The sequence below is a fragment of the Pseudomonas sp. FW305-96 genome (assembly GCF_058783825.1).
The window spans coordinates 196,281-210,102 of record NZ_JBYSYW010000004.1; the positions used below are offsets into that span (position 1 = coordinate 196,281).

Annotated in this window: 17 protein-coding genes and 1 pseudogene; 9 read left to right on the top strand and 9 right to left on the bottom strand. The window is 64.0% G+C overall.

The features are described from left to right. Positions 1–299 precede the first annotated feature (299 nt). The gene (locus AC3WL2_RS05020) at positions 300–1,019 is read left to right on the top strand and encodes an MgtC/SapB family protein (protein ID WP_102684248.1); all 720 of its coding nucleotides are present in this window, start codon (positions 300–302) and stop codon (positions 1,017–1,019) included. A 138-nt stretch (positions 1,020–1,157) separates the two neighbouring features. Here AC3WL2_RS05020 and dksA read toward each other — a convergent pair whose 3' ends face one another. The 3 genes from dksA to AC3WL2_RS05035 all read right to left on the bottom strand — a co-directional run bounded on the left by dksA (position 1,158) and on the right by AC3WL2_RS05035 (position 3,555). Further along, entirely contained in the window at positions 1,158–1,565 is a 408-nt protein-coding gene (dksA, locus tag AC3WL2_RS05025; RefSeq protein WP_102684247.1) for an RNA polymerase-binding protein DksA, read from the bottom strand. Positions 1,566–1,654: 89 nt separating this feature from the next. After that, positions 1,655–2,992 (bottom strand): dihydroorotase, encoded by a 1,338-nt coding sequence (locus tag AC3WL2_RS05030; RefSeq protein WP_102684246.1) that lies wholly within the window; start codon positions 2,990–2,992, stop codon positions 1,655–1,657. Positions 2,993–2,994: 2 nt separating this feature from the next. Next, entirely contained in the window at positions 2,995–3,555 is a 561-nt protein-coding gene (locus AC3WL2_RS05035; protein ID WP_102684245.1) for a gamma carbonic anhydrase family protein, read from the bottom strand. Positions 3,556–3,688: 133 nt separating this feature from the next. On the opposite strand from AC3WL2_RS05035, the gene AC3WL2_RS05040 reads away from it, so the two are divergent. After that, positions 3,689–4,204, top strand: a complete 516-nt coding sequence (locus tag AC3WL2_RS05040) for a GNAT family N-acetyltransferase (protein WP_102684244.1) — start codon at positions 3,689–3,691, stop codon at positions 4,202–4,204. A 72-nt stretch (positions 4,205–4,276) separates the two neighbouring features. Further along, complete coding sequence (locus AC3WL2_RS05045) at positions 4,277–5,686, top strand: OmpA family protein (RefSeq protein ID WP_102684243.1); 1,410 nt, start codon at positions 4,277–4,279, stop codon at positions 5,684–5,686. On the opposite strand, the gene ppk2 is transcribed toward AC3WL2_RS05045, so the two are convergent. Then, positions 5,661–6,470, bottom strand: a complete 810-nt coding sequence (gene ppk2, locus AC3WL2_RS05050) for a polyphosphate kinase 2 (RefSeq protein ID WP_102684242.1) — start codon at positions 6,468–6,470, stop codon at positions 5,661–5,663. The two genes, AC3WL2_RS05045 and ppk2, sit on opposite strands and share 26 nt — an antisense overlap. A gap of 241 nt (positions 6,471–6,711) precedes the next feature. On the opposite strand from ppk2, the gene AC3WL2_RS05055 reads away from it, so the two are divergent. The 3 genes from AC3WL2_RS05055 to AC3WL2_RS05065 all read left to right on the top strand — a co-directional run bounded on the left by AC3WL2_RS05055 (position 6,712) and on the right by AC3WL2_RS05065 (position 8,322). Next, positions 6,712–7,344 carry a hypothetical protein gene (locus tag AC3WL2_RS05055; protein ID WP_102684241.1) on the top strand — a complete coding sequence of 211 codons (633 nt, stop codon included), beginning with the start codon at positions 6,712–6,714 and terminating at the stop codon, positions 7,342–7,344. Positions 7,345–7,441: 97 nt separating this feature from the next. Further along, entirely contained in the window at positions 7,442–7,654 is a 213-nt protein-coding gene (locus AC3WL2_RS05060; protein ID WP_102684240.1) for a DUF2790 domain-containing protein, read from the top strand. Between the two features lie 86 nt (positions 7,655–7,740). Beyond that, entirely contained in the window at positions 7,741–8,322 is a 582-nt protein-coding gene (locus AC3WL2_RS05065) for a LysE family translocator (protein ID WP_102684239.1), read from the top strand. 50 nt (positions 8,323–8,372) lie between these two features. On the opposite strand, the gene AC3WL2_RS05070 is transcribed toward AC3WL2_RS05065, so the two are convergent. Further along, positions 8,373–9,149, bottom strand: coding sequence for an AraC family transcriptional regulator (locus AC3WL2_RS05070; RefSeq protein WP_102684238.1), 777 nt, complete (start codon positions 9,147–9,149; stop codon positions 8,373–8,375). A 10-nt stretch (positions 9,150–9,159) separates the two neighbouring features. Then, positions 9,160–9,702 carry a helix-turn-helix domain-containing protein gene (locus tag AC3WL2_RS05075; protein ID WP_038706211.1) on the bottom strand — a complete coding sequence of 181 codons (543 nt, stop codon included), beginning with the start codon at positions 9,700–9,702 and terminating at the stop codon, positions 9,160–9,162. A gap of 154 nt (positions 9,703–9,856) precedes the next feature. Here AC3WL2_RS05075 and AC3WL2_RS05080 point away from each other — a divergent pair, with 154 nt between their 5' ends. The 3 genes and pseudogenes from AC3WL2_RS05080 (at position 9,857) to AC3WL2_RS05090 (ending at position 12,243) form a co-directional block, all read left to right on the top strand. After that, a complete protein-coding gene (locus tag AC3WL2_RS05080) occupies positions 9,857–10,639 on the top strand; it encodes an aldolase (RefSeq protein WP_046855471.1) in 783 nt (260 codons plus the stop codon). Positions 10,640–10,672: 33 nt separating this feature from the next. Next, positions 10,673–11,563, top strand: a complete 891-nt coding sequence (locus AC3WL2_RS05085; RefSeq protein ID WP_102684237.1) for a dihydrodipicolinate synthase family protein — start codon at positions 10,673–10,675, stop codon at positions 11,561–11,563. A gap of 123 nt (positions 11,564–11,686) precedes the next feature. Continuing rightward, a pseudogene (locus tag AC3WL2_RS05090) lies at positions 11,687–12,243 on the top strand (RNA 2'-phosphotransferase). 167 nt (positions 12,244–12,410) lie between these two features. On the opposite strand, the gene AC3WL2_RS05095 reads toward AC3WL2_RS05090, so the two are convergent. The 3 genes from AC3WL2_RS05095 to AC3WL2_RS05105 form a co-directional block, all read right to left on the bottom strand. Beyond that, the gene (locus AC3WL2_RS05095) at positions 12,411–12,683 is read right to left on the bottom strand and encodes a DUF3077 domain-containing protein (RefSeq protein WP_102684236.1); all 273 of its coding nucleotides are present in this window, start codon (positions 12,681–12,683) and stop codon (positions 12,411–12,413) included. Positions 12,684–12,710: 27 nt separating this feature from the next. Beyond that, on the bottom strand, positions 12,711–12,974 hold the full coding sequence (locus tag AC3WL2_RS05100; RefSeq protein WP_102684235.1) for a hypothetical protein: 264 nt from the start codon (positions 12,972–12,974) through the stop codon (positions 12,711–12,713). 380 nt (positions 12,975–13,354) lie between these two features. Continuing rightward, positions 13,355–13,813 carry an Imm42 family immunity protein gene (locus tag AC3WL2_RS05105; RefSeq protein WP_102684234.1) on the bottom strand — a complete coding sequence of 153 codons (459 nt, stop codon included), beginning with the start codon at positions 13,811–13,813 and terminating at the stop codon, positions 13,355–13,357. Between the last annotated feature and the right edge of the window lie 9 nt (positions 13,814–13,822).

The following is a 13,822-nucleotide window of genomic DNA, read 5'->3' on the forward strand; positions in this document are numbered from 1 at the left end:
GAGGCGTATGGTCCGCCGCGCATTCAAGCATCCCTCACCCAGGAGACCCCTGCATTGGACAGTAGCCCCAGTCGATTGCGACAGGCCCACACGGCGAGCTAGTCCGGCAGCGTTCCTGCCACTGTCTCGCCGTACTCGGTAGACGGTGGTTTCCTTCGGCCCTCCCTGGCTGAACATTCCTCCTTGCTTCCCAGCCCTGCCACCCGGCATGGCGCGTGGTCCTGCGCATTCCTCGTTTGCAATCGCGCCGTCTCAAGTCGGCGCCCATGCGGGCCATCGCCCGCAGAACGGAGTTCGCTATGGATTGGAAAATCTTCCTGCTGCGCGTCAGCGTGGCCCTGCTGCTCGGTGCCCTGATCGGCGCCGAGCGGCAACTGCGCCAGCGCCTGACGGGCCTGCGCACCAACGCCTTGGTCAGCACCGGCGCCTGCCTGTTCGTGTTGATGACCCAGGCAGTACCGGGCATGGCGCCCACCGATGCCTCGCGCATCGCCGCCTATGTGGTGTCGGGCATCGGCTTTCTCGGCGGCGGCGTGATCATGCGCGACGGCTTCAACGTGCGTGGCCTGAACACCGCCGCCACCCTCTGGTGCACCGCCGCGGTCGGCGTGCTGTGCAGCCTCGGGTTGTTGCTTGAGGCGTCGCTGGGCAGCCTGGTGGTGCTGTGCGCCAACATCCTGCTGCGCGACCTCGCCCAGCGCCTCGACCGCCAGGACGTGCTGCCGGCCAGCGAGGTCGAGCAGCGCTACGAGGTGCGCATCGTCTGCCGCGCCGAGGACGAAATCCAGGTACGCAGCCTGATGCTGCACAGCCTCAGCGACCCGGGCCTGCGCCTGCAGTCGCTGCACAGCGAGGACCTGGCCGACCCGGCACGCCTGGAAGTACGCGCCGAACTGCTCGGCACGCCCCAGGCGCCGACCCAGCTGGAGCGCCTGGTCGGCCGGGTGAGCCTGGAGAAAGGCGTCAGCTCGGTGCGCTGGCAGTTGCAGCTGCAGGCTCAGGGCCTGAACATCGATTAGGTTCTGTACGAAATGTGTCTGCGCGAAGGCCAGACAAGGCGAAACGGGGGGAGGAAGCGCAGTGTACTGGAGTACATGAGCATTCCGAGCCCCGTTTCAACGCAGTATGGGCGAGTGCAGATACATGTCGTACAGGGCCTAGACGCTGTCGCGCACATGCCGCTCGCGCAGCTCCTGGCGCTCCTTGGCCTCGACGCACAAGGTCGCGGTGGGCCGCAGCAGCAGGCGGCGCAGGCCAATCGGCTCGCCGGTTTCCTCGCACCAGCCGTAGTCGCCCCGGGCCAGGCGCTCCAGCGCCTGGTCGATCTTGTCGAGCAGCTTCTTTTCCCGCTCCAGCGAGCGCAGTTGCCAGTGGCGCTCTTCTTCGGCGCTGCCGATGTCGGCGGGGTCGCTGTGCACTTCCTGCTCGCGCAGGGCGCGGAACTCCTGCTCGATACGGCCCTGCAGCTCGCCGCGCTGGGCCAGCAGCAGGTTACGGAAGAATTGCCGCTGCGGTTCGTTCATGTAGGCGGCGGCAGGTTGTTGCAACAATTGCTCTTCAGTCATGGCAAGGTTCCGAAATGCTGGGCGCGCATCGCGCCCCTTTCGCTGGCAAGCCAGCTCCCACAGGGGCTGCGCAGCGGCCCCTGGCTCAATCAACGGTCGAACATCAAGGGCAGTCCCTGGCACGGGTCGCGCACCTGGCCCTGGTGCCAGGCCAGTTGCCCCGACACCACCGTGGTACGTACCACATGGTGAAAAGCGCGCTGCTGGAACGGCGTCCAGCCGCAGCGCGCCAGGATCGGGTCGTCCGCCACGGCCCGTGGCCTGGCCAGGTGCTCGACGATGGCGAAGTCTGCCCAGTACCCCTCGCGCAGAAAACCGCGTTCGCGAATGGCAAACAGCTCGGCCACCGCGTGGCTGGTCTTGGTCACCACCTGGGCCATGCTCAGCACCCCTTCGCTGACCAGTTCCAGCGCCGCCGGGAGGGCATGCTGCACCAGCGGCAGGCCTGACGGTGCGCGTGCATACACCCGCCGTTTCTCCTCCAGCGTATGCGGCGCGTGGTCGGTACCGATCACATCGATACGGTCACGGGCCAGGGCCTTGCGCAAGGCGTCACGGTCGGTGCCAGTCTTGATCGCCGGGTTGCACTTGATCAGATGGCCGAGGCTGGCGTAGTCGCTGTCGTCGAACAGCAAGTGGTGCAAGCACACCTCAGCAGTGATGCGCTTGCCGCTCACCGGGCCGGGCGTGAACAACGCCAGCTCGCGTACCGTGGTCAGGTGCAGCACATGCAGGCGCGTGCCAAAACGCCGAGCCAGTTGCACGGCCAGGCTCGAGGAACGGTAGCAGGCATCGGCATCGCGGATCAGCGGGTGCGCGGCCGGGGGGATGAACTCGCCGTGGCGCGCCCGCCACCAAGCCTCGTTCTGCAGAATGCTCGGCGTGTGTTCGCAATGGGCCAGGACGATGGTCGGCGCATAGACGAAGAGTTTTTCCAGCACCTGCGGATCGTCCACCAGCATGTCGCCAGTGGACGCGCCCATGAACACCTTGATCCCGGCAACATCGCGCGGGTCGAGGGCGGCAATGGTGTCGAGGTTGTCGCGGCTAACGCCGAAATGAAAGCCATAGTTGGCCCGTGAGCCCGCCGCCGCCCGGCGCTTCTTGTCGGCCAGCGCCTCCAGGGTCAACGTGGGCGGGTTGGTGTTGGGCATGTCCATGAAACTGGTGATACCCCCGGCCACCGCTGCCCGCGACTCGCTGGCGATGCTGCCCTTGTGCGGCGCCCCCGGCTCGCGAAAGTGCACCTGGTCGTCGATCATCCCCGGCAGCAGCCAGGCGCCCTTGGCATCAATCTCCAGTGCCGCCCGGGCGTTGTCGAGGCTGCCGGCGATCCGTTCTATGCGCCCATGACGCACCAGCAGATCGGCTTCGAATTCACGCCCCTCGTTGACCAGCCGCGCATTGCGCACCAATAGCGTGTCCATGCTCAGAACTCGTTCTGCAAGGCCTTGTAGCCCTGGACCAGGTCGATATTGGTGCGCGCCACGTCCTCGGAAAACTCCGAGGCCGACACGCTGACCGGCGGGTAGCGCTCCAGGTCGGTATGCGGACCGATGTGCTCGGTGGGCGGCACGTAAAAGCGTGGCGGCAAGTCGCGGCCGTCGACCACAGAATTGTGCCGCACCACGCTGCCATCACCGACCTTGCAGTTGAACAGCACGCTGTTGAAGCCGATGAACACCCGGTCGCCGACTTCGCACGGGCCGTGGACGATGGAGCGATGGGCGATCGAGCTGTACTGGCCGATGCGCACCGCCGCGCCGGACTTGGAATGAATCACCACGCCATCCTGGATATTGGAATTGGCGCCGATGACGATCGGCTGCATGTCGCCGTCGGCGTCCACCTCGTCGGCGCGGATCACCGCGTAGGGGCCGACGAACACGTTGTCGTGGATGATCACCTTGCCGCAGATGATGGCGGTGTGGTCGATATAGGCCGATTCGGCGATTTGCGGGAGATGGCCGGAGGGGTTTCTGCGGATCACGATGAGGTCCTGCCTGTGAGGAAGACCGCAAATGTTACGTTATAACAATTACATTGCAACACCTTCCCGCGTCGATCTGGCAAACTGCGTCTTCTTGCGCAGCGACGCCACGCCCACAGGTCTTGTCTCCACCATGCTTGTCCGCCCCACCCGCATCGAGGATGCCCCCTTGCTCCCGGCCCTGGAACGCTCCGCCGCCCAGGCATTCCGGCAATTGCCGCACCTCGCCTGGCTGGCCGACAGCGACGTGATGGATGAAACCCAGCACCTGGCATTCGTGAGCGAGGGTTGCAGCTGGGTCGCCGTGAATGCCCAGGACCAGGCACTGGGCTTTCTCTGCGCCAGCGTTACCGATGACGCCTTGCACATCCATGAGCTGTCCGTGCGGCAAGAGGCCCAGGGCCAAGGCCTGGGCCGGCGCTTGCTGGACCAGGCACGGGATGCCGCCCGCCACAAGGGACTGGCCTGGCTGACCCTGACTACGTTCGAGGATGTCCCGTGGAATGCCCCGTTCTATCAGCGCTACGGCTTCGAGCATCTGGCGGTGCGACAGCTGGATCATCGCCTGCAAGCCATCCTCTCCAGCGAGCTGGCTCACGGCCTGACCAATCGCTGTGCCATGCGCTTGGCCATAAGCTGCCACCTCTAAATGATGTCAATTTGACAGCTTACTTTAAGCGCGTGAAGCTGGTCGTTTTCCACGCCGATGTAGAGGCCCTGCTTGTCCGAACTCCTTGACCTGATCAACAAACACATGAGCCTTGCCTCCAAACTGGTTATCGGGTGGGGCGTCGTCATTACCTGGGGCTACTGCGCGTTCCTCATCAACTTTTTCCCCACGGGCCTCAACCTGGCCGATGGCCTAGTGTTCGTATTCATTGCCCTGGGATTTGGGCTTGTCTATTTCTTGTGGCTGCTGATGGGGTTCATGATCTGCTACTTCGGCCACCTCATCTTCGAGGAGCCCCTGAGCAGCGATAGAAAAAAGGCTGCATGGCAACGGCTGGAAAAGGCGATGTACGCGATCGTCTGCCTGACGCTCCTGGCTCTGCTTGGCTACTTAGCCTTTAGACTTGAAAGCCCTGAAAGCTTTGTCGCACCCTGCGCTTCCGGCTTTATCCTATACATTACAGCCTTCAAGTGGCGGACCTCCGACTCCCGGCAATCCATGACGCCCGCTGCCATGCCCGCATCGAATGAGGCTGGCGATTCCACGTTGCAAAGCGCACCCGCAAGCGACCCTCAATCTTCCCTGTCATCGTCAGCCGATAGGCCAGCCTCCGCAGAACGTGCCCGCTGGCGCATCGTGATTGCCGCCACAGCAATCTTCCTGGTTCCAACCATGGCGATACCCGCCTTGGGCAAGATCATCCGCGGCTCGTTCAGTTTCATCGGTATCCAGCAGGGCAACGTCTCCCTGGCGCTGAACGAAGAGAATCGCGCTGTCGTCGACAGCATTGCCAAGGAACTCGACCTGTCTATTTATGGATGCATGACAACCGATAACAAGAGTTACATCGCCCACCATTTCAACGTCCTGTGGCACGGTCTGGGGGAGCGCAGCTTGGTTCAACTGCTGGCTTACGAAGATGAAAAGTGGAAGCCCCGGGTGACAATCGAGCTCGAGCGCACGGGCATGAAGGTCCTGCGGGCCGAGAACAAGGACACCGCATTCACCACCTGTCGCACACTGCAGGCAGACGCCCTGTTCGATCACTACGAAGACCAACTCAACAAGTATGGCAAACAGCAGTTGTCCCATTTCGCCGATGAGATGCTGAAGCTGCAGGGCAAGCACCTGGCTATCGATGCCGCCACCATCACCGGGTACACCGACAGAATGCCCGTGTTGCGTAGCGGCGACTCGAACATAGAGTTATCGGCACGCCGGGCCGAAAGTGTCTACGTGGCCCTACAGGACCAACTGCCCGCCGACCTTCAGGTAAAACGCATCGGGCAGGGGTCACTATCGCCCAGATCCAGCTGTCCTGCTGAGATGAGCAGGGCAGCGCTGAAAGAGTGCCTGGCAGTCGACAGGCGCGTGGAAGTCCAGCTGAGACTGGCCGAGCGCAAGCCCGACGGCCCTGCCTCGAGCCAGGCAGGCATCAAAACCGCTGCGCCACCATCTTGAACGGATAAGGCTGCGCCTTGTACTTGCCGATCTTGCCGCGCTTGGGCAACGTCACCTTGTGCTCCTGGCTGAGGTCCTTGTACGGGATCTGCTGCAGCAGGTGGCTGATGATGTTCAGCCGCGCCTTGCGCTTGTCTTCCGAGCGCGCCATGTACCAGGGTGCCCAGGACGAATCGGAGGCGGCAAACATGTCGTCGCGGGCGCGGGTGTAGGCGTCCCAGCGGTTGTAGGACTTGACGTCCATCGGCGACAGCTTCCACAGCTTGCGCCCGTCGCTGATGCGGTCCTGCAGCCGGCGGGCTTGTTCCTCGGCACTGACCTCGAGCCAGTACTTGATGAGGATGATCCCCGACTCGACCATCATCCGCTCGAACATCGGCACCACGCTGAGGAACTTGTGCGCCTGCTCTTCGGTGCAGAAGCCCATCACCCGTTCCACCCCGGCGCGGTTGTACCAGCTGCGGTCGAAGATCACCACCTCGCCGGCCGCCGGCAGGTGGGTCAGGTAGCGCTGGGCGTACATCTGGGTCTTCTCGCGCTCGGTCGGCGCCGGCAGCGCCACCACGCGGAACACCCGCGGGCTGACGCGCTCGGTGATGGCCTTGATGGTGCCACCCTTGCCCGCGCCGTCGCGGCCTTCGAAGACGATGCACACCTTCAGGCCCTTCTCCACCACCCACTGCTGGAGTTTCACCAGCTCCACATGCAGGCGCTTGAGTTCCGCCTCGTAGGTCTTGCGTCCAAGCTTCTCGTCGACCTCCCCCTTGCGCTTGCCCTTGGCCATTACCTGCTCCTCTCTGCCCGCTTCAGGTCGCCCCGACGGCGCCGGGGCGGAACCAGCAGAGTATGGCTGAACACCCACCGTTTGCCGGTTGGCCGCCAGTCGGTGCAACAGGCAGGCTTTGCCAAACAGCGCACAGCACGGGCGATATGTCGTCGTGCCACGATTGCGGCCGCTCTGGCGCGCGGGTTCTAATCCTGCCCTGCGCTCCACCCAGCAATTGGCAATACAAGGAAGCCTTACAATGGACAGGAAGATCATACCGCTGGCGCTGCTGGCGACCCTGGTCGGCTGCTCGGACAACCAGCAGCCCCGTGAAGCCGACCTGCGCCAGGCTGCCCAAGCCTACCTCGACAGCCAGTACCCGCACTGTTTCGTGATCAGTGCCTTCCCCACCCGCACCCGTGACTTCGACGTCGAAGGGACCAACCAGGCGTTACATGCCCTGGCCCGGGTCGGCGTGGTCAGCGAACGGGAGGTTGCCCGCACCGAAGTCCCTGAGCGGCTGTGGCAGCCGGCACGCACCGACATCTACTACGCCTACGACCTCACCGACGAAGGCCGTCGCTACTACAAGGCCGATGCAAGGCGCAAAGCGAACGGCGCCAGCACCGGCGGGCTGTGCTTCGGCAAGGCCGAGGTCACCGCCATCAACAGCGTCGGCAAGCCTACCGAACATGATGGGCGCAAGCAGTCGCAGGTGAGCTACAGCTACCAGGTGAACGAACTGCCGAGCTGGGCCAGCGACGCGGCGGTCCAGGCCGGCATCGCAGGCCTCGGCCAGGCAGCCGCCAGTGCCGCCAAGCCGCTGGAGGAAACCCGCGCCATGGTGCTCACGGAACAAGGTTGGGTCCACGAGCAACTGCTGGCCAACTGATCGCGGTGTTAATCCTGGGGAAATCCGCGCACGCCATCCTTGCCTCAACCCGGCCGCCTGGCGGCCGTTTTTAGGTCAATCGATGGAGACCCCAGTGATGAAAACCCTAACCTGTGCACTCGCCCTGCTGGCAACGATCTCGGCCACCTCGGCCTTTGCCGAAGGCGGCGCCGACCGCCTCAAGGAACGCAGCGACCAATGGGCGCTGCAACGCCAGCAGGCCGAGCATATCGCCAAGGGTGACGCCCAGTCACCCGCCCAGCAGCAAGCACAGCAGACCCAGGACAACGCCAACACACCCTCCAGCTGATAGGCCCCTTGGGCATTTTTGTTCAATACCCGCGCCGCGGCCTCGGGCAGGATAGCCGCACTATCCTCGCCACAAGGAAACGCCCGATGAGCCTGACACTGTCCATGGCGGCCTTCGCCCTCGCCGCCTCCATCTCCCCCGGCCCGGTCAACATCGTCGCCCTCGGCAGCGGCGCGCGCCATGGCCTGCGGGCCAGCATCGGGCATGCGGCCGGTGCCACCCTGGGTTTCTGCCTGCTGCTGGTGCTGGTCGGGCTGGGCGTGCATGAGCTGCTGCTGCACTGGCCGTTGCTGGGGCAGCTGTTGCATTGGGGCGGGGTGTTGTTTCTGCTGTACATGGCATGGAAGCTGGCCAGCGACGACGGCGCGCTGGGCGCCGAGGATGGCCAGCGGGCGCCAAGCGCCTGGCACGGCGCGGCCATGCAGTGGCTGAGCCCCAAGGCCTGGCTGGCGGCCGTGGCTGGCATCGGCGCCTATACCGGCGGCGAGCAGCAGCTGTTGTGGCTGTTCACCTGGATCTACGGGCCGATCTGTTTCGTCTCCGTGGCCAGTTGGGCCTGGGCCGGCAGCGTGATCCGCCAGTACCTGGCCGAGCCGTGGCGGATGCGTCTGCTCAATCGGGTGCTGGCGGGGTTGCTGGTAGCGAGCGCATTTTACCTGATGGTGTGAGGTTTACGGCTCGGGCCCTATCGCGGGACAAGCCCGCTCCCACGTGCTATTCAGGCATTACGATAGTGCCCCGGCGTGGTCGCCAGGTGCCGCTTGAAAGCCCGCTGCAGATGCGCCTGGTCGGCAAAGCCGGCTTCCAGCGCCACCTCGGCGATGGCCCTGCCTGCGCGCAACTGCGCCCGGGCATGCTGCACCCGCTGGTCGAGCAGGTAGGCGTGCGGCGATAGCCCGAAGCGCTTGCCGAATACGCGGGTCAGGTAGGCCCGTGACAAACCTGCCGCAGCACAGATGTCCTCCAGGGTCAGTGGATCCAGACGGTGGGTGCGAATGAACGCGGCAGCCATTTCCAGGCGTGGATGCGCCTGTGGGTGACGCGCCGCGCCGCCCTCGAGATAACCTGGCAGCTCTGCGAAGAACGTCGCCAGCCGCTCGGCCTTGTCCAGCGCCTCGCTGTCGAGCAGCCCGGCGAACAGGTCGAGCAACCGCCCGTACAGCGCAGTCGACGTGCTCAATGTCGCTGCCGGCAGTTCGAACCCTCGGGCCTGCAACCACGGCAAATCAACGAACAGCATCAGGTAGGACCAAGGTTCGCCCAGGATGGGGTTGCAGGTGTGCACCACCCCTGGGTTCATGAGCACCGTGGTCCCCACGGCCACCTCATGCCGTGCATCACCGGTCAGGTAAGTGCTGCGCCCGCCGGTGATCACGCCGATGGAAAAGCTCGCGTGGGAATGCGCGGTGTAGCACACCTGGCGGCCATCCCCGACCAGACGTGCCTCGACGAAGGGCAATGCCGGATCACGCCAGAACCGCGAGACCTCGATCATCGCCCCGCCCTCACCCTTCGCCGCCCTGCACCACTACCAGCAACTGCGCCTGGCGCTCGCCGACCGAACGCAGGCGGTGCGGGGTCTGGGCATTGAAATGCAAGGCGTCGCCGGCCTCCAGCAGCACCCGCTCGCTCATGAAGTCGACCTCCACCTGCCCCTCGTGGACGAACAGGAACTCCTCGCCCTCATGTTCCTTGAAGGTCGGGTCGCTGAACTCGGTCGGCGGCTGGATCAGAAACGGCAACAGGCTGCGCTGGCCGACCTGCGAGGTCAGCACCGCATAGCCCGGCCCCTCGCCACCGCCCACCAGTGCCTGGCGCTCGCCGCGGCGCACCAGGCTGTAGCGCGCCTGGCCGTCATGCTCGCCGTCGAACAGTTCCTCGACATTGACGTTCAACGCCCGCGCCAGCTTCAGCGCCGCAGCGATCGACGGCGTGTTGAGGCCACGCTCGACCTTGGACAGATAGCTCTTGGTCATGCCGGACTTCTCGGCCAGCTGCTCAAGGGTGATGCCCAGTTTCTTTCTCAGCAGTTTCAGTCGGATAGACATGTGAAGCAGGTTTCCCGAACAAACGCACTTGCGCATGACACTTTGTGTCATATAGGATTATTTGTGTCATCTGATGGTTCGCCCCCTCACCGTCCAAAGCTCGGGGGCGAGCCAGCCCTGACATCCGTCATCACGCCACAGAGGAAAGCTCCCCATGGCCAATACCCTTACCCTCAGCAAAGACCAGCTGGTGCAAAAGGCACTGACACAGATGCAAGGCTCGCTTGCCGATAATACGTGGACTGTGCGCGAAAAGCTGGCCCTGACCTGCCGAATTCTCTTCGATAACGGCCACGACTCGGGCCTGGCCGGACAGATCAGCGCCCGTGGCGCGCAACCGGGCACCTTCTACACCCAGCAACTGGGCCTGGGCTTCGACGAAATCACCGCCAGCAACCTGCTGCTGGTCAACGAAGACCTCGAGGTACTGGAAGGCGAAGGCATGCCCAACCCAGCCAACCGCTTCCACAGCTGGGTGTACCGCGCCCGCCCCGACGTCAACTGCATCATCCACACCCACCCTACCCACGTCGCCGCGCTGTCGATGCTGGAAGTGCCGCTGCAGGTCTCGCACATGGACCTGTGCCCGCTGTACGAAGACTGCGCATTCCTCGAAGCCTGGCCGGGCGTGCCGGTGGGCAACGAGGAAGGCGAGATCATCAGCGCCGCCCTGGGCGACAAGCGCGCCATCCTGCTTTCGCACCACGGCCAGCTGTCCACCGGCACCAGCATCGAGCAGGCCTGCGTCTACGCCCAACTGATCGAGCGCGCCGCGCGCCTGCAACTGCTGGCGATGGCCGCCGGCACCATCAAGCCAATCGCCCCGGAGCTGGGCCGCGACGCCCACGACTGGATCGACCGGCCCAAGCGCCACGGCGCCGCCTTCAACTACTACGCCCGGCAGGCCCTGCGCAGCCACGCCGATTGCCTGAACTGATCCCTTTACGCCTTGCTTGCGGAGCCTTGCACAATGACTAATCAATTCCACGGCATCATCGGCTACACCATCACCCCGTTCAGCGCCGGCGGCGAACAGCTCGACCTGCCCGCGCTGGGCCAGTCCATCGACCGCCTGATCGCAGGCGGCGCCCACGCCATCGCCCCGCTGGGCAGCACCGGCGAAGGCGCTTATCTGAGCGACAGCGAATGGCAGCAGGTCGCCCAGTACAGCCTGGAGCGCATCGCCAAGCGCGTGCCGAGCATCGTCAGCGTCTCCGACCTGACCACCGCCGGCGCCGTGCGCCGCGCCCGCTTCGCCCAGCAGCACGGCGCCGACGCGGTAATGGTGCTGCCGGCCGCGTACTGGAAGCTCAGCGAAGCCGAGATCCTCCAGCACTACCGCGCCATCGGCGCGGCCATCGACATCCCGATCATGCTCTACAACAACCCGGCCACCAGCGGTACCGACATGCCGGTGGAGCTGATCCTGCGCATCGTGCGCGAGGTGGACAACGTGACCATGGTCAAGGAGAGCACCGGCGACATCCAGCGCATGCACAAGCTGCAACTGCTCGGCGAGGGCCAGGTGCCGTTCTACAACGGCTGCAACCCGCTGGCACTGGAAGCCTTCGTTGCGGGTGCCACGGGCTGGTGCACGGCGGCGGCCAACCTGATTCCCGAACTGAACCTGCGGCTGTACCAGGCGGTGCAGAACGGTGAGCTGGAACAGGCCAAGGCGCTGTTCTACCGCCAGCTGCCGTTGCTCGATTTCATCCTCAAGGGGGGCCTGCCGGCGACCATCAAGGCGGGCCTTGAGATGACCGGGCTGCCGGTGGGCGAGCCACGGCGGCCGGTGTTCGGGCTGGATGCCCAGGGTCGCGAACAGCTGAAGGCGCTGCTCGACGCCTTGCGTCAGGGCTGACATCAGCGGCGTACCTGTGGGAGTCCACTCCCACAGGTCATCCACACACTTGAGAACTCGACCCCGAACCCGGAGAATGCCCCCGACCCAAACGACCAGAAGCCATGGAAAAGGACCTTTCCAGTGAACCAGAAACAACGCGACGCCCTCAGCAAGTTCCTCAGCTACGTGCTGCGCCACGCCCCCGAATCCATCGAACTGTCCCTGGACCGCGACGGCTGGGCCGATGTCGACGCGCTGATCCACTGCGCCGGCCGGCAAGGCCATGCCTTCGACCTGCACGCCCTGCGCGAAGTGGTCGAGACCAATGACAAGCGCCGTTTCACCCTCTCCGACGATGGCCGCCGCATCCGCGCCGCCCAGGGCCACAGCAGCGCCCAGGTCGAAGTGCGCCACGTCGCCAAGACGCCCCCGCCCTGCTCTACCACGGCACCGCCAGCCGCTTCCTGGCCTCCATCGAAGCCCAGGGCCTGATCCCCGGCAGTCGCCACCATGTGCACCTGAGCGAGGACCCGCAGACCGCGCTGGCGGTGGGCAAGCGATATGGTCAGCCGGTGCTGCTTACGGTCGATACCCAAGCCATGTGCGCAGCGGGAACGGTGTTCTATCAAGCGGATAACGGTGTCTGGCTGGTAGACCAGGTGCCGCCGGCCCATCTGTCACGCCAAGCGGAGAAATAAGCCAAACCCGTCCCCCTGTAGGAGCGGCCTTGTGCCGCGAAAGGGCTGCGAAGCGGCCCCGGTGATCTTTGCATCAATGCTGAAATCCTGGGGCTGCTACGCAGCCCTTTCCGACCGGTCCGACGCCTCGGCAAGGCCGCTCCTACAGGGGAATGTGCAAGCCTGGACTAGTGCGCCATCCCCAGCTCCGCATCATCCATCAGCGCCTTGGCCAAGGCACTGAGGTAATGCGCCGCCCAGACCATCCGCGGATCTTCGTCCATCACCCCGACTAAGGTCAGGTGCCGCACATAATCCATCAACTCCGACGCCTGTTCGCGAGCGTGCTGGCAGGGAATGCCGGGCTCGATACAGAACAGCGGCTGGGCATCCTTGCCCTCGCCCTGATAAAAACGGGTCTTGCCCGGCGTGACCTGGGTCTTGCCATCGTTTGTGGTCATGATCGATCTCCCTGAAAACGTCGTCGGCTAGTGCAGCGTGCGGGGCTCGCCCGGCGCTTGGACCGAGTGCTGCACCTGGGTCAGGGCGGATTCGAGCAACGTGCGCACCGCCTCCATCTCGTGGGCGGCGGCCAGCATCAGGATCGCGCCGGGCGACCGGGGCTTGAGCTGGACGGCCTGGTTGGCCACCGTGAGGGCGCAGAAGGCGTACTCGATGGCGCGTACCAGGGTGTCTTCGAGGAAGTGGGCGTGATCCTGGGAGGAAGGTGGATCGGGGACAATCTTCAGCATGTCTTGACTCCAACGTATGAAATGGAGCCGCCGCACTTTGCTGTCAAACAAGAGGGTGGCAGCTGTACGCGGGTTGACAGACCGAGACGTTGGCACTCGGCGCACACGGGGTGCCCACACGCACAGCCGCCATGAAAGCAAGCCTACGAGGGCAACGTCTACGGTCTGTCAAAACCGACCGCTGAATTGGCAGCGGTAGGCCGAGACTAGAAGGCGAGTTGGCCTGGAGCAAGGGCTGAAAGGCGGTAAAAGCATGCTTAGGAAATGGACTACAAGGAATAAGGAAATTCCGATTCTTATCCTTGCTCCAGGTCCAAAAACCAGGACGAGAAGGCTGCCTCAGCAAAGTCGTCTGCGAGGCTGCCTTTCTCGAGCGAACGCTACAATCTGCATGTCTTGAGCTGTTCGATGACAGCAGCCACGGTACCTGTCTCAAGCTTTAAACCTTCTACGGTATGGCCATCATCCCGCGACCAAACCAGTCGATCGCCATCCCGTTCCATTTGGAAGAACAGAATGAAACCAGAATCTTCAGCTTCAGTAGCCGAAAAGTCCGCGATGCCTGGTAGCAAATCGCCTATCTCCCCCGAAAAGTAGGCCCTGGCATTGTCGAAAACTTCTCGATCCTCATAGATTAGATCCGCAGTAGAGTCAGGCAATCGGACGCCGGAGAAGAAACTCAGCGCTGAACGCAGTTCCAACGCTTCTACAGCATCATAAATACGCACTCCACCGGCATACACGCAAAGCAAACCATTTTTCCAGCTGTCACCCTGCACATTCCAAGCGCCAACGACCTGGAACTGCACGGCGAACCTATCCGGATCACCTGCAATCACCTGATTTTC

Excerpts from the sequence above, each read along its gene's own strand:
- AC3WL2_RS05030 (WP_102684246.1), bottom strand. The coding sequence starts at position 2,992 with ATGGACACGCTATTGGTGCGCAATGCGCGGCTGGTCAACGAGGGGCGT.
- AC3WL2_RS05085 (WP_102684237.1), top strand. The coding sequence starts at position 10,673 with ATGACTAATCAATTCCACGGCATCATCGGCTACACCATCACCCCGTTC.
- AC3WL2_RS05080 (WP_046855471.1), top strand. The coding sequence starts at position 9,857 with ATGGCCAATACCCTTACCCTCAGCAAAGACCAGCTGGTGCAAAAGGCA.
- AC3WL2_RS05070 (WP_102684238.1), bottom strand. The coding sequence starts at position 9,149 with ATGATCGAGGTCTCGCGGTTCTGGCGTGATCCGGCATTGCCCTTCGTC.
- AC3WL2_RS05055 (WP_102684241.1), top strand. The coding sequence starts at position 6,712 with ATGGACAGGAAGATCATACCGCTGGCGCTGCTGGCGACCCTGGTCGGC.
- AC3WL2_RS05060 (WP_102684240.1), top strand. The coding sequence starts at position 7,442 with ATGAAAACCCTAACCTGTGCACTCGCCCTGCTGGCAACGATCTCGGCC.
- AC3WL2_RS05020 (WP_102684248.1), top strand. The coding sequence starts at position 300 with ATGGATTGGAAAATCTTCCTGCTGCGCGTCAGCGTGGCCCTGCTGCTC.
- AC3WL2_RS05095 (WP_102684236.1), bottom strand. The coding sequence starts at position 12,683 with ATGACCACAAACGATGGCAAGACCCAGGTCACGCCGGGCAAGACCCGT.
- AC3WL2_RS05040 (WP_102684244.1), top strand. The coding sequence starts at position 3,689 with ATGCTTGTCCGCCCCACCCGCATCGAGGATGCCCCCTTGCTCCCGGCC.
- AC3WL2_RS05065 (WP_102684239.1), top strand. The coding sequence starts at position 7,741 with ATGAGCCTGACACTGTCCATGGCGGCCTTCGCCCTCGCCGCCTCCATC.
- ppk2 (WP_102684242.1), bottom strand. The coding sequence starts at position 6,470 with ATGGCCAAGGGCAAGCGCAAGGGGGAGGTCGACGAGAAGCTTGGACGC.
- AC3WL2_RS05100 (WP_102684235.1), bottom strand. The coding sequence starts at position 12,974 with ATGCTGAAGATTGTCCCCGATCCACCTTCCTCCCAGGATCACGCCCAC.
- AC3WL2_RS05075 (WP_038706211.1), bottom strand. The coding sequence starts at position 9,702 with ATGTCTATCCGACTGAAACTGCTGAGAAAGAAACTGGGCATCACCCTT.
- dksA (WP_102684247.1), bottom strand. The coding sequence starts at position 1,565 with ATGACTGAAGAGCAATTGTTGCAACAACCTGCCGCCGCCTACATGAAC.